The sequence below is a fragment of the Saccharothrix sp. BKS2 genome (assembly GCF_047689505.1).
GTDB lineage: Bacteria > Actinomycetota > Actinomycetes > Mycobacteriales > Pseudonocardiaceae > Actinosynnema > Actinosynnema lopnurensis.
On record NZ_JAUQOL010000023.1, the window covers coordinates 1 to 13,860 of the forward strand.

Annotated in this window: 9 protein-coding genes and 1 pseudogene; 6 read left to right on the forward strand and 4 right to left on the reverse strand. The window is 73.8% G+C overall.

The annotated features are described in order from the left end of the window. The 3 genes and pseudogenes from Q5530_RS34605 to Q5530_RS34615 all read right to left on the reverse strand — a co-directional run. Window positions 1-425: pseudogene (locus Q5530_RS34605) on the reverse strand (hypothetical protein); the annotation flags it as partial. Beyond that, a complete protein-coding gene (locus tag Q5530_RS34610) occupies window positions 418-885 on the reverse strand; it encodes a hypothetical protein (RefSeq protein WP_415367041.1) in 468 nt (155 codons plus the stop codon). The gene Q5530_RS34610 and the pseudogene Q5530_RS34605, both read right to left, overlap by 8 nt. Before the next feature lie 104 nt (window positions 886-989). Beyond that, complete coding sequence (locus Q5530_RS34615) at window positions 990-3,500, reverse strand: hypothetical protein (RefSeq protein ID WP_415367042.1); 2,511 nt, start codon at window positions 3,498-3,500, stop codon at window positions 990-992. Between the two features lie 125 nt (window positions 3,501-3,625). Here Q5530_RS34615 and ahcY point away from each other — a divergent pair, with 125 nt between their 5' ends. After that, complete coding sequence (ahcY, locus tag Q5530_RS34620; protein WP_415367043.1) at window positions 3,626-5,089, forward strand: adenosylhomocysteinase; 1,464 nt, start codon at window positions 3,626-3,628, stop codon at window positions 5,087-5,089. Between the two features lie 57 nt (window positions 5,090-5,146). On the opposite strand, the gene Q5530_RS34625 is transcribed toward ahcY, so the two are convergent. Then, a complete protein-coding gene (locus Q5530_RS34625) occupies window positions 5,147-6,163 on the reverse strand; it encodes a hypothetical protein (RefSeq protein ID WP_415367044.1) in 1,017 nt (338 codons plus the stop codon). A gap of 141 nt (window positions 6,164-6,304) precedes the next feature. On the opposite strand from Q5530_RS34625, the gene Q5530_RS34630 reads away from it, so the two are divergent. From Q5530_RS34630 to hpf, 5 genes are all read left to right on the forward strand, one after another. Continuing rightward, the gene (locus Q5530_RS34630) at window positions 6,305-6,970 is read left to right on the forward strand and encodes a dTMP kinase (RefSeq protein ID WP_415367046.1); all 666 of its coding nucleotides are present in this window, start codon (window positions 6,305-6,307) and stop codon (window positions 6,968-6,970) included. 172 nt (window positions 6,971-7,142) lie between these two features. Next, window positions 7,143-7,820 (forward strand): MtrAB system response regulator MtrA, encoded by a 678-nt coding sequence (gene mtrA / locus Q5530_RS34635; RefSeq protein WP_033429120.1) that lies wholly within the window; start codon window positions 7,143-7,145, stop codon window positions 7,818-7,820. A 25-nt stretch (window positions 7,821-7,845) separates the two neighbouring features. Further along, window positions 7,846-9,588, forward strand: coding sequence for an MtrAB system histidine kinase MtrB (gene mtrB / locus Q5530_RS34640; protein WP_415367048.1), 1,743 nt, complete (start codon window positions 7,846-7,848; stop codon window positions 9,586-9,588). Further along, window positions 9,585-11,327 carry an LpqB family beta-propeller domain-containing protein gene (locus Q5530_RS34645; RefSeq protein WP_415367049.1) on the forward strand — a complete coding sequence of 581 codons (1,743 nt, stop codon included), beginning with the start codon at window positions 9,585-9,587 and terminating at the stop codon, window positions 11,325-11,327. The genes mtrB and Q5530_RS34645 overlap by 4 nt, the downstream gene beginning before the upstream one ends. 1,353 nt (window positions 11,328-12,680) lie before the next feature. After that, window positions 12,681-13,364 carry a ribosome hibernation-promoting factor, HPF/YfiA family gene (gene hpf / locus Q5530_RS34650; RefSeq protein WP_380635852.1) on the forward strand — a complete coding sequence of 228 codons (684 nt, stop codon included), beginning with the start codon at window positions 12,681-12,683 and terminating at the stop codon, window positions 13,362-13,364. Window positions 13,365-13,860: the final 496 nt, after the last annotated feature.

The window sequence follows — 13,860 nt, forward strand, 5'->3', positions numbered from 1 at the left end:
CCCGTCTCGTCCGTGGTCTGCACCTTCACCACACCATCGAGCAACAACAACACATGAGTGTCTTTCGCGTCCTGCTCCATCACCTCGCGGTCGGCGGTGTAGCGCACGACCGTCCCGATCTCCAGCAGCTCCTGCCTCGTGCTCTCCCGGAGCCGGCCCAGCAGGCTGTTGCCGGGCCACGACACACCCCGGCCCAGCGCCGCGGTCGGCGCCGGCAGCGGACCGGTGGCGCCCGAGGCCCGCGCCGCGCGGCCGGCGCCCCGGGCGGGAGGTTCGGTCGGCGGGTACGCCGCCGCGCCCGGCTGCTCCACCCGGCCCGTGATCGCCTCGGCGGGCCCGCGACCGCGCGGGTCGCGGGCGCCGGGCGGGGACCCCTCGACGAAGCCCTCGAACGCGGCCCGCCCGCTGCGGATCGGCTCAGGCATGGTCACCCCCCTCCCGGTTCGCGCGGCCGGCGTTGTGCCGGTGGCGCTGGAGCGCGCCCTTGACCGCGCCGTGCGTGGTGTTCAGCGGTTCCGCCGTCCCGGCGACGCCGCACCCGAGTGCGTGGACGACCGGCGCGGCCCTGGTGCGCCGGTCGCCGATCGCGGCGAGGCCCCGGGCGATTCCCAGCCTGGCGGTCACCACGTCGCCGGGGTCCGGCGCGGCGGAGGCGGTGGCCGCCGGTTCCGCCGGGCCGGATAATCGGGAGGGTTCGCGGGCGCGGCGCGCCGGCGGCGCCTTCCGCCGGACGTCGTCCACCGCGTTGACCGGGGTGTCGCCGGTGAGGCTGATCAGGCCGTCCTCCTCCTCGTGCGGCGGGGCCTGCCGCAGCCGGCACCCCCGGTCGACCACCCGGTCACGCATCCTGGTGCCCACCCGGCGGCGCTCTTCCCTGTCGTCCACGTCATCCACGGCGTACAAATCGCAACTCCCCGAGGCGCAGGTCGGCCAACGACTCGTTCTATGTCGGCTGTGGAGGCCCGCGGCACGAGGGCCCCCGCCCCCGACTACTTCGGTTCCGGTTCCGGTTCCGGTTCCGCCAACGGCGCCTGCCGCGCGGTCGGCAGGCTCGTCGGCAGCCCGGTGGGCAACCCCGCCGACCGCGCGGTCGGCAGTCCGGTCGACAAACCCGTCGACAGCCCGGTCGACCGCATCGTCGACAGCCGGGGGGACACCGGTTCCCCGGTGTCCAGGCCGGCCGCCATCGCCACCGCCCGGTCCCACTCCGGGTCGGAGGTGTAGTCCGCGTGCCGGTTCACGCCGGGCGCCCAGCGGCGACCGGGGAACGGCCCCCGCTGCGGGTCGGGCAGCCAGTGGTCGCCGCCGAGCACCAGCGCGCCCGTCGGCCCCCGCCGCGCGGGCGGCAGCGCCCCGGTCGTGCCGTCCGCCCGGAAACCCACCCCGAGCAGCGCCTCGTCGAACACCTGGCGGTCCCACGTGGTCACCGCGCCGCCCAGCGCGTCGGTGCCCCGGCACAGCGCCCGCCACCGCCCGCCCAGCCGCCCGGAGAGCGAGGCCAGCGAGCTGTGCGGCACCACCGCCGGGAACGCCCGCGAGTACGCCCACTGGAGCTGGGAGCCCGCGGTGACCAGGCCCAGCCGCTCGGCCTGCTCCGGCGGCAGCTCCTCCAGCAGCCGGGCCGCCGCCACCGCGGTGAGCAGGCTGCCCTGGCTGTGCCCGGCGAGCACGACCCGGGTGCCGGGGTCGGCCAGGTGCTCCCGCACCCGCGCCACCAGCTCCGGCACCACCTTCAGCGCGTAGCAGGGCGGCACCACGGGGTGCGCCTCGCGCGGCCAGAACGCCGCCAGGTCGGCCAGCACCCCCACCTGCCGGGCCTTGTCCGGCCGCCGCGCGGCCAGGTGGACCGCCCGCAGCAGCGCCAGCGCCAGCAGGGCCAGCACCACCACGCCGAAGGTGGACACGGGCCGCGACCACTCCGGCGGGTCCACCTCCTTCAGCCGCAGGAACACCGCGGGCACCGCGCCGGTCACCAGCACGACCGCCAGCCCCAGCACGGCCTGGTGGCTGTGCCGCCGCTGCCACCGCGCCCACCACCAGGCGCGGGCCGCGCGCTTGACGTCCCGGGGACGCCCGGCGTGCAGCAGGGCCGCCTCGCGCGCCCACTCCTCCCGGCGCCGCAGCGAGCTCCACCGCAGCATCCCGGTCGTCGCCGCGACCGCCAGCCCGGCGGCCAGCGCCAGCACCCCGGCCACGCCCCACAGCAGCACGATGTAGGAGTAGCCGCGCGGCAGCCTGCCGAACCCGAGCACGCCCCGCAGCGCCAGCGCGAGCCCCGCGCCGAACCCGCCGCCGAGCATCGCCGCCACCGCGACCACCGGCGCGGCCATCCAGCCGCCCGCCCACGGCCGCAGCCCGCGCGGCTGCGCCGACCAGTCGCGCCGGGCCAGCAGCGCGGCGGGCACCAGCAGCAGCCCGATCAGCAGGCACACCAGCGTCGCCAGCGCGGCCACCAGCTGCACGGACAGGTCCGCGCCGGGCAGCCGCGGCGGCAGGTCCGCGCCCTGGTGCCACGCGGGCAGCCTGACCAGCAGCGCGGTGGCGGCCAGGAGCAGCAGCCACGCGCCGGTGTGCAGCACCCGGCGCGGTTCCCGACCGAGCGCGGCGCGCAGCCACCGCCCGCCCCGGTGCGGCGCGGCGCCGGTCGGGTCGTCCAGCAGCACCGCGCCCAGCGCCGCCACCGCGACCAGCGCGATCCCGGCCGCCCAGCACACCGCGATGGCGCGCCCGTGCCAGCCCGGCGCGGGCAGCGGCCCCGCCGGACCGCCCAGCGCGACCGCCACCCCCGTGCCCAGGCCCGCGACCAGGTGCAGCACCCGCAGCGCGGGTGTGTCCGGGTCGGCGGCCACCAGCGCGCCCGGCAGGCCGGAGGACGGGTCGGCCGCGGCGGGCGGCCCGGTGCGCTCGATCCGCCAGTCCACGCTCGACATCCGGTGCAGCACCAGCAGGACCAGCGCGATCGGAGCCGTGCCCACCAGGGCCCGCACCCACGGCGCCCCGCCCGCCCACGTCCGCCCCCACGGGCACCCCGAGCCGGGCGCGAGGCACTGCGCGGCCACCAGGTCCAGGCTGATCACCCCGAGCTGCGCCACCAGCAGCACGGTCAGCAGCAGCGCCGCCAACCGCAGCAGCGCGCGCAGGCAGGTGCCCAGCAGGCGCGCGGGCACGCTGCCGGCGGGCGTCGGCGGCAGCATCCAGTGCGCCACGTTGGCCAGCGCGAACGGGAACAGCAGCGCCCACGTCGCCTTGGCCAGGCCGCCGGAGGTCATGCGGCCCCACACGTAGCCCTCGACCACCCGCGAGACCGGCCGCCCGCCCGCCTGGAGCACCGGTCCGGGCGCGGGCCTGCGCAGCCGGTCGGCCGGGCGCACGACGCGGCCCAGCCCGTCGCCCGCCACGTCCACCGCCGCGACCGCGTCGACCAACGACTCCGGGGTGGTGCCCTGGACACCGTGCACCCGCAGTTCGACCACCCTCGTGTCGGGGCCGGGAATGAGCACCAAACCTCCAGCGAGCCTCAGGCCACCTGGCCATAGTGGTGCATCGGCCACACTTGGCGTCGACTTCCGGGGACCCGGCGTGGCGGGCGGTATGGTCGGACGAACCCGATATGGAGGAATCCACGATGACCGCCGAGAGGCTCCAACACCGCAACGGCGTCGACTTCGCCGTGGCGGACCTCTCCCTGGCCGAGTACGGCCGCAAGGAGATCCGGCTGGCCGAGCACGAGATGCCGGGCCTGATGACGTTGCGCCGCGAGTACTCGGAGGTCTACCCGCTCAGGGGCGCGCGGATCTCCGGCTCGCTGCACATGACCATCCAGACCGCCGTGCTCATCGAGACGCTGGTGTCGCTGGGCGCCGAGGTCCGCTGGGCCTCGTGCAACATCTTCTCCACCCAGGACCACGCCGCCGCGGCCGTGGTCGTCGGCCCGCACGGCACCGTCGAGGAGCCGCGGGGCGTGCCGGTGTTCGCCTGGAAGGGCGAGACGCTGGAGGAGTACTGGTGGACCGCGGAGTCCATGCTGACCTGGCCCGACGGCACCGGCCCGAACATGATCCTGGACGACGGCGGCGACGCGACGCTGCTGGTCCACAAGGGCGTGCAGTACGAGAAGGCGGGGGTCGTCCCGGAGGCAGGGGCGGACGACCCGGAGGAGTGGCGGATCATCCTGGAGACGCTGCGCCGCTCGCTGGCGGCCGACCCGGGCAAGTGGACGGGGATCGCCGGGGGCATCCGGGGCGTGACCGAGGAGACCACCACCGGCGTGATGCGGCTGTACCAGCTGGCCGCGGCCGGCGACCTGCTGTTCCCCGCGATCAACGTCAACGACGCGGTGACCAAGTCGAAGTTCGACAACCGCTACGGCATCCGCCACTCGCTGGTCGACGGCATCAACCGCGGCACGGACGTGCTGATCGGCGGCAAGGTGGCCGTGATCTGCGGCTACGGTGACGTGGGCAAGGGCGCGGCGGAGTCGCTGCGCGGCCAGGGCGCCCGGATCGTGGTCACCGAGATCGACCCGATCTGCGCCCTCCAGGCGGCCATGGACGGCTACGACGTCCAGGTGCTCGAGGACGTGCTCGACCGGGCCGACCTCGTCATCACCACGACCGGCAACAAGGACGTGGTGACCGCCGAGCACATGTCCCGGATGAAGCACCAGGCGATCCTGGGCAACATCGGCCACTTCGACAACGAGATCGACATGGCCGGCCTCCAGCGCTACCCGGGCATCCGGCGGATCAACATCAAGCCGCAGGTCGACGAGTGGGTCTTCCCGGACGGCCACTCGATCATCGTGCTGTCCGAGGGCCGCCTGCTGAACCTGGGCAACGCCACCGGTCACCCGAGCTTCGTGATGTCCAACTCGTTCTCCAACCAGGTGATCGCGCAGGTCGAGCTGTTCACCAAGCACGAGGAGTACGACAGGGAGGTCTACCGGCTGCCGAAGAAGCTGGACGAGAAGGTCGCGCGCATCCACCTGGAGGCGCTGGGCGGCCGGCTCACCAAGCTGACCAAGGACCAGGCCGAGTACATCGACGTGGACGTCGAGGGCCCGTACAAGTCGGACCACTACCGCTACTGACGCCGTCCGGGGCGGTCGGGGCCCTCGGGTCCCGGCCGCCCCGCCGCGTCCGCGCCCTCAGGTCCACTCGACGCCGATCCCGGCCACGCCGGGGCCGACGTCCTCGAAGTAGGCGCTGACGAAGCCGCCCAGCCCGCACACCAGCTCCTCCAGGTCCACCGGCGGGGACGCGGCGTCGGGTCGGAACTGCTTGGTGCACCGGGCGGGCAGGGTGCGGCGGCTGAAGGCGACCTGGAGCAGGTAGCCGCGGCACGCCCCGCCGAACGTGCGGTGGTGGCCGGGGGTGGGGCCGCCGGTGTCGTCGACCACGGTGAAGCTGAAGACGTGCTCCTCGCCCTCGGCGAGCCTGCGGTCGAACAGCAGTTCGAACGCGAGCCCGCGGGCCGCGGGCTGCCGCCGCGTGCGGCCCAGCCGGCAGCCCTCGCCGGGGCGCACCAGCGCGTTGTCGACCAGGCTGCCCTCGTCGCCCCGGTGCACGGCCAGGAACCGGTCGGGCCCGGCCTTGGCCGCGCGCACCACGAGCCGCGTGGTGATCGACCGCTGCTCCCGCTCGGGCCCGACCAGCACGGTGTCGTGCACGGACAGCACGTCCAGGTCGGTGTTGGCGCCGATGTCGGTGACGGCCGCGAACTCGGCCGGCAGCGGCGCGGGGGACAGCCACGCCGGTCGGGCGGGCCGGGGTTGGGGGCGGTGGCCGACGAGCGCCACCAGGGACTCCGGCGGCAGCTTCAGCACGGTCTCCAGCGCCCGCACGGTGGCGATCGCGCGCGGCACCTCGGGGTGGCGCAGGCCGCGCTGCCAGTAGCTGAGCGTGGACTGCCCCACCTGCACGCCCTGCTGCTCCAGGTGGGCGCGCAGCCGGGCCAGCGAGAGCCCGCGGTGCGCGATGGCGTCGTGCAGGGCCCGGTGGAACGGTCCGTAGCGCAGCGTCTCGGCGAGCGCGTTCGGCAGGCCCCCGGTTGACAGCCCTCCGGTCGACAGGCCCCCGGTGGGGTGGCCCCCGGCGGACAGGCCCCCGGTCGGGTGGCCCACCGGTTCGTCCACCGGTCTGGCGTGCCCGGAATCCGCGGTCACCGCGGCACCACCCTTTCGCGCAACCGGAAATGGGCTTCACCGTAGTCACTCGATCTGGTGATCGAAAGGATCTCTCATCACCCGACTGGGCGACATGATGCCGCCGAACGTGGAGGAGCGCTGCCCCTTAGGGTGTTCTTCGTGGGAAAACTCGTCGTGATCGAGGGCCTGGACGGCGCCGGCAAACGCACCCTCGCCAAAGCCCTCACCGACGCGCTGGACGCCCGCGGCCTCCGCGTCGCGACCGGCGCGTTCCCCCGCTACGAGCAGGACGTGCACGCCGAACTGGTGTGCGACGCGCTGCACGGCAGGCTGGGCGACCTGACCGACTCGGTGCACGGCATGGCCGTGCTCTACGCCCTGGACCGGCGGGCCGCGGCCGACGGCATCCGCGCCGACCTGCGCGGGCACGACGTGGTGCTGCTCGACCGGTACGCCGCCTCCAACGCCGCCTACGGGGCGGCCCGGCTGCGGCAGCCCGCGGACGGGGGGTTCGTCGAGTGGCTGCGGGCCCTGGAGTTCGACCGCTTCGGCCTGCCGGTGCCCGACCTCCAGCTGCTGCTGCGCGTGCCCGCCGACGTCGCGGCGGACCGCGCGGCCCGGCGCGAGGCGGAGGAGGCCAGGGACCGCGACCTCTACGAGACCGACGGCGGCCTCCAGGCCCGCTGCGCCGCCGCCTACGACGAGCTGGCCGCGGCGGGCTGGGTGTCGCCGTGGGAGGTGCTGGACGGCACCGCTGACCTGCGCGTGGACACCCTCGTCGACCGCTGGTTCACCCGTTGGTCGGTCGGCGGGGGAGCGGTGTAACGAAACGTGACGGCCAGGCCGATGACCCGCTGAAGATCCGGGTTCGGCGAGGCGAGGCGGTCACGTGCAACGGCGACACAGAGTGGTCACGGACTGGACCCGTGCGGCGACCAGCGGCGATGACCACCGGTCGGTGCGGGGGCTGCCGGCCGTTAGTGGGACGATGTCGGGTATGAAGGCACGCGTGCTCGTCGTGGACGACGACCCCGCCCTGGCGGAGATGCTGACCATCGTGCTGCGGGGCGAGGGCTTCGACACCGCCGTGGTGGGCGACGGCGCCCGCGCCCTGCCCGCGCTGCGCGAGCTCAAGCCGGACCTGGTCCTGCTGGACCTCATGCTGCCCGGCATGAACGGCATCGACGTCTGCAAGGCCATCCGCTCCGAATCGGGTGTGCCGATCGTGATGCTGACGGCCAAGAGCGACACCGTGGACGTGGTGCTCGGCCTGGAGTCGGGCGCCGACGACTACGTGGTCAAGCCGTTCAAGCCGAAGGAGCTGGTCGCGCGCATCCGCGCCCGCCTGCGGCGCACCGAGGCCGAACCCGCCGAGGTGCTCCAGATCGGCGACCTGACCATCGACGTGCCCGGCCACGAGGTGCTGCGCGAGGGCAGGCCGATCCAGCTCACCCCGCTGGAGTTCGACCTGCTCGTGGCGCTGGCCCGCAAGCCGCGCCAGGTGTTCACCCGCGAGGTGCTGCTGGAGCAGGTCTGGGGCTACCGGCACGCCGCGGACACCCGCCTGGTCAACGTGCACGTCCAGCGGCTGCGGTCCAAGGTCGAGCGCGACCCGGAGCACCCCGAGGTGGTGCTGACCGTGCGCGGCGTCGGGTACAAGGCGGGTCCTCCGTGATCGGCGGCGCGCCGACCGGGTGCGGATGACCCGGCCCGCCCGGCGCAGGCTGCTCGACCCCGTGGTGCGCGAGGCGCGCCGCGCGGTCGAGCGCGCCCGCCGCCGGGCGGTCGCGTTCAGCGAGCTGTGGCGCCGCTCCCTCCAGCTGCGGGTCGTGGTCAGCACCCTGGCGCTGTCCTCGGCCGTGGTGTTCGTGCTGGGCATGGTGCTCCAGGTGCAGATCACCGACCAGCTGCTCCAGGACAAGATCCAGGCGGCGGTCCGGCAGACCGACGCCAGCGCGGCGGCCATCCAGCCCGAGATGGCGGGCCTCAACCCCGGCCCGGACAGCGTCAAGGCGCGCTTCACCCTCGCCCTGACCAAGCTCACCAGCTCCGGCGTCGACCTCGACCCCGCCGGCTCCGGCGCGGGCGCGTTCGAACCCGTGCTGTGGGACCCGGAGCAGGTCGGCGCGGACGGCCTGCCGGTCGCCGTCGGCCCCTACCGCGAGGTGCCGGGCGGCCTGTTCGACATGCTCGGCGAGGCCAGCACCGGCTACCAGATCACCACCGTCGAGCGGGAGACCGGGCCGACGACGCTGCTGGTCGTGGGCAAACCGGTGAGCACCTCGTCCCGCGCCATGCACCTGTACCTGCTGTTCCCGCTGACCGGCGAGCAGACCACCGCGGAGGTCGTGCAGAACACCCTCGTGGTCGGCGGCCTGGTGCTGCTCCTGCTGCTCGCCGTGATCGCGAACCTGGTCACCCGGCAGGTCGTGCGGCCGGTGCGGCAGGCCGCCGAGATCGCCGAGCGCTTCGCCGACGGCGACCTCGACGAGCGGATGCCCGTCATCGGCGAGGACGACGTGGCGCGGCTGGCCGAGTCCTACAACGAGATGGCCGCCAGCATCCAGCGGCAGATCCACCAGCTGGAGGCGTTCGGGCAGCTCCAGCGCCGGTTCACCTCCGACGTCTCGCACGAGCTGCGCACCCCGCTGACCACCGTGCGGATGGCCGCCGACGTGCTGCACGCCTCCCGCGAGCAGTTCCCCGGCGGCCTGGCCCGCTCCACCGAGCTGCTGGTGGACGAGCTGGACCGGTTCGAGTCGCTGCTGGGCGACCTGCTGGAGATCAGCCGCCTGGACGCGGGCGTGGAGGAGCTGGCCGCCGAGCTGGTCGACGTGCGCGTGCTGGCCCGCCGCGCCCACGACGCGGTGCGCGCCATCGCCAACAGCAGCGGCTCGACGATCGTGGTGGACCTGCCCGACCACGAGGTGCTCGCCGAGGTCGACGCCCGCCGGGTCGAGCGAATCCTGCGCAACCTGCTGGCCAACGCCGTCGACCACGGCGAGGGCCTGCCGGTCGAGCTGACCATGCGCGGCGACGACGACGCGATCGCGGTGACCGTGCGGGACCACGGCGTGGGCCTGCGGGCGGGCGAGGCGGACCTGGTGTTCAACCGGTTCTGGCGCGCCGACCCGTCCCGCAACCGCCGCACCGGCGGCACCGGCCTGGGCCTGTCGATCAGCCTGGAGGACGCCCGCCTGCACGGCGGGTGGCTGGAGGCGTGGGGCGAGCGCGGCCACGGCGCGGTGTTCCGGCTGACCGTGCCGTGCCGGCACGGGCACGGGATCACCGGCAGCCCGCTGCCGCTGGTGCCGCCCGGCCTGCCGGTGGTCGACCCGGCGCCGGAGGCCCCGGAGCCGGTCGAGGAGGTCGAGCTGACCGAGGAGGAGATCACGTGGCAGCCCGCCCAGCCGGTCACCGGCGAACGCGAGGAGGTCCGGTGAGGCCGCGCCAGGCGCTGCTCGCGCTGCTCGTGCTGCTGACGGCCTCGGGCTGCGCGGCGATCCCCACCGCGACCTCCCCGATCGCGGTCAACACCTCCGCGGGCCGCGCCACCAAGACCGCCGCGATCCAGCCCGCCCGGGACATCGACCCGCTCACCCTGGTCCGCGAGTTCGTCAACGCCACCGCCGACCCCGAGGACGGCTACGCGGCGGCCAAGGCGTACCTCACCGACGCGGCCAAGGAGAGCTGGAACACCAGGAGCACGCCGACGATCATCGACCCGACGTTCAACACCGTGCCGACGGGGCTCGGCGCGGAGGACGACGACGGGGCCCGCACCGTGCTGCTCCAGGGCAAGAAGGTCGGCCGGCTCCAGCTGGAGGACAACTCGTTCGTCGAGCTCGTCGGCAACGTCGACACCGCCATCGGCGTCGCCCGCGACGCGGACGGCCAGTGGCGCATCTCCCAGCCCCCCGACGGCATCTACGTGCCGCAGGGCGGGTTCAACCAGCACTACCGCCGGGTGACGCTGTTCTTCTGGAACTCCGACTTCAGCGTGCTCGTGCCCGACCCCCGCTACGTGGTGGTCGCGCCCTCCACGTCCATCCCCTACCGGGTGACGCAGCTGCTGCTCAAGGGGCCCGCGGTGGCCCTGCGCGGCGCGCTGGTGTCGGCCGTCCCGAACGGCGCCGAGCAGCGCAACAACACCACCGAGGCCGACGACGGGGCGCTGGAGGTCGACCTGACCAAGGTCGGCGACATCACCGCGGCGGTGCGCCGGAAGGTCGTGGCGCAGGTGGTGAAGTCGCTGACCGGGGTCAGCAGCAGCCGCATCCGGGTGCTCGTCGAGGGCCAGCCGATCCTCGCCGAGCGGGAGGAGTGGCGCTCCGCGGACGTGGACACCGGCGAGGCCCTCACCGCCCCCGGCGCCGGCCTCACCGGGATGCTGCTGACCGGCGGTCGGCTGCGGCGCGTCAACGGCGAGCAGGTCGCCGGCCCCGCGGGCACCGGCGAGTACCAGGCCGTCAGCGCCGCCCAGTCCCTGGACGGCAACCGGCTGGCCGTGGTGGGCCGGGTGGGGGAGGGCTCGGTCCGGCTGCGCGTGGGCGGCGTGAACGACGGGCTGGGCCAGGTCGACCTGGCCGCCACCTCGATGACCAGGCCGACGTGGGTGCCCAGCGGGCAGCAGGACGAGCCCAGCGGCGAGGTGTGGACCGTCGTCGACCGGACCAACGTGGTGCGGGTGGTCGCCACCGACACCGGGTGGACCGCGCGCACGGTCAACGCCTCCGAACTGGCGCTGCACGGGCCGATCACCGAGCTGCGGCTGTCCCGCGACGGGACGCGGGTGGCGGCGGTGGCGGGCGGGCGGCTGCTCGTGGCGGCCGTGGTGCGCGGGCAGGACTCGGCGGTGACGCTGCGCTCGCCGCGCAACCTCCAGCCGTCGCTCGTGGGCGCGACCGCGCTGTCGCTGGACTGGCTGGCGCAGGACGTGCTCGTGGTGAGCACCTCGCTGGCGTCGTGGCCCATCGCGAAGATCACCGTCGACGGGCTGGGCATCGAGCGCTACAACACCTCGAACCTGACCGCGCCGGTCACCTCGGTGACCGCCGCGCCGGGGCGCAACGTGCTCGCGGTGGACCAGAGCGGGCTGTGGAGCGCCGGCGACGTGGCCGACGTGTGGCGGGCCTCGCCGACCGAGGTCGACCGGGCCACCCAGGTCTTCTACCCGGGCTGACCACCGCTTTTTTCACCCGATCGGGAACTCCTGGGGCGGCTCCCGACCCCCTTTTCCGTCGGTGGTCGCCGGCACGCTCGTTCCATGCTGATCACCCTGCTGTTCCCGCCCCGCTGCCCCGGTTGCCGCGCCTGGGGCGCGCTCGTGTGCGCCCGCTGCCTGGCCGGGTTCGGCCCGCCCCGGCGCGTCCGGGTCGCCGGCGCCGGCCCACCCGTGTACGCCCTGGCGCCCTACGCGGGGGCGGCGCGCGAACTCGTGCTCGCCTTCAAGGAGCACGGGCGGCGGGACCTGGCCGCCGTCTTCGGCGCCCTGGTGGCCGCCGCCGTACCCACCCTGCCGCTGACCACCCCTCCGCCTTCCCCCGCCTCTTCCCCCTCGCCGTCCCGCACGCGCGTCCCCACCTCCGCGGCCCCTGCTCCCCCTCCCCTTTATCCCTCCCCTCCCACTTCCCCCTCTCCTCCCTCTCCTCCCTCTCCTCCCTCTCCTTCCTCTCCTCTCGCTTCTCCCACTTCTCCCACTTCTCCCACTTCTCCCACTTCTTCCGCTTGCGCGCTGCCGTGGCTGGTGCCCGTCCCGTCCCGATCATCGGCGGCCAGGGCCAGGGGCGGCTCCCACGTGCTGAGAATGGCACGCGCGTCCGGCTTTCCCGTGGCCCCCGCACTGGGTTTCGCGAAAGGGGTTCGCGATTCGGTCGGGTTGGACCCGGCGGCCCGCCGAGCGAATCTGGCAGGTCGCGTGCGGATCGTTCCGGGTGGGCTGCCACCGCCCGGAACAGCGGTTGTCCTGCTGGACGACGTGGTCACGACAGGTTCGACGGCACGAACCTGCATTTCGGTGTTGGAATCGGGCGGGTTCCGGGTATCCGGTGTACTCGCACTGACGACTGCTCGATGAAGCCACCCGGTCGAGTGATTCACGTCGGGAACCTCCCGACGTGCTCGTCCGTTAGGCGGATGTGAGGGCCATGCAGGGGCTGTTCGACGTAACCGCGCTGCCGGTGGATGTCCGCGACCGGCAGGGCCGTTCGGGTGAGCCGTTCTCGTTGTGGTGCCTCGAAGCGCCTGCCAGGCGCACGGCCGGTGCCGGTTTTTCGTCGCTCTGCGTCACCGCGGGAAAAACTTGGGTTTCCCCCGCCCCGGGGGCTGTCGCAGCGGCGAATACCGGGCTAACGTCCACCGCTATCAGCGTTCCCGGCACGCGGGGAGGAGGCGAACAGCCCATGTCCCTGGCGCCGGTGGGACGCTGGGGGGCAACCCTCAGCGACAAGTCCGCGAAGCAGATCGCGAAGTAGATCGCGTATCCGGTGCCGAACGATCCAAAGCCACAGCTCGCCCCTAAGCGAGGGAGTCGTGTATGGACATCGTCGTTAAGGGCCGCAACGTCGAGGTGCCCGATCACTACCGGGTTCACGTCGCCGAAAAGTTGGCCCGGCTTGAGCGTTACGACCGCAAGGTCATCCGCTTCGACGTGGAGCTCTTCCACGAACCGAACCCCCGGCAGGCGAAGAACTGCCAGCGCGTGGAGATCACCGGCAAGGGACGAGGCCCGGTGATCCGCTCGGAAGCCTGCGCGGGCGACTTCTACGCCGCGCTGGACCTCGCGGTCGCCAAGTTGGAGAGCAGGCTCCGCCGCTCCCACGACCGCAGGCGCGTGCACCACGGCCGGCGCGGTCCCACCTCGGTCGCCGAGGCGACCAGCGGACTCGCGGCCGCCCTCACCGCCGACACCGACGGCGGACAGGCCCGGATCGCCTGGCCCGGCCGCACCGCCGTGCTCGACTCCGAGCCGGAACCGGACTTCGACGGCATGGCGGAACTGCCGTCGCAGCGCTGGGAAGACGGCGTGGAGGACAACGAGCCGGGCCGCGTCGTGCGGGAGAAGGAACACCCGGCCAAGCCCATGACCGTCGACCAGGCCCTCTACGAGATGGAACTCGTGGGCCACGACTTCTACCTGTTCTCCGACGCCGACTCCGGCCGGCCGAGCGTCGTCTACCGCCGGAAGGGGTTCGACTACGGCGTGATCAGGCTGGCCTGACCTCCACCTGACCACGGTCCCCCACCACACGACCAACCCCCGGCGTCTCCGACGCCGGGGGTCCAAACCCGTCCCCACCGCACGAGTCGTACGCCCAGACCCACCGTGTCGTACGTTCAGGACCCCCGAGTTCAACGTTCGCGACCCCCGAGTTCAGTGTTCGGGACCCTCGAACCAACGTTCGGGACCTCCGGGTTCAGTGTTCGGGATCGTCGATTCGACCGTTCGGTATCCCGAGTTCGGCGTTCGAGCCCCCGGGTCCGACGTCCAAGGCCCGTGAACCGGGCGTCCAGGGCCCGGCGGCGTCCTGGCCGAAGCATCGCGTGTCGTCCGACCGGGCGTACCTCGCGTCCTCCGCCCCGGCACCGCGCGGCCCCCGGCCGGCCCGCCACCCGGCCCCGCCACCGCAGGTAGATCAACTACCCGTCCGGGCTCCGTCACGGGGTGTTTCGCACCCCTTCCTACCTGTGTCTGTGCACACACCTCCACGACTTGC

What these genes read in the sequence shown, in the direction of transcription:
- ahcY (WP_415367043.1), top strand. Translation starts at nt 3,626, where the DNA reads ATGACCGCCGAGAGGCTCCAACACCGCAACGGCGTCGACTTCGCCGTG.
- hpf (WP_380635852.1), top strand. Translation starts at nt 12,681, where the DNA reads ATGGACATCGTCGTTAAGGGCCGCAACGTCGAGGTGCCCGATCACTAC.
- mtrA (WP_033429120.1), top strand. Translation starts at nt 7,143, where the DNA reads ATGAAGGCACGCGTGCTCGTCGTGGACGACGACCCCGCCCTGGCGGAG.
- mtrB (WP_415367048.1), top strand. Translation starts at nt 7,846, where the DNA reads ATGACCCGGCCCGCCCGGCGCAGGCTGCTCGACCCCGTGGTGCGCGAG.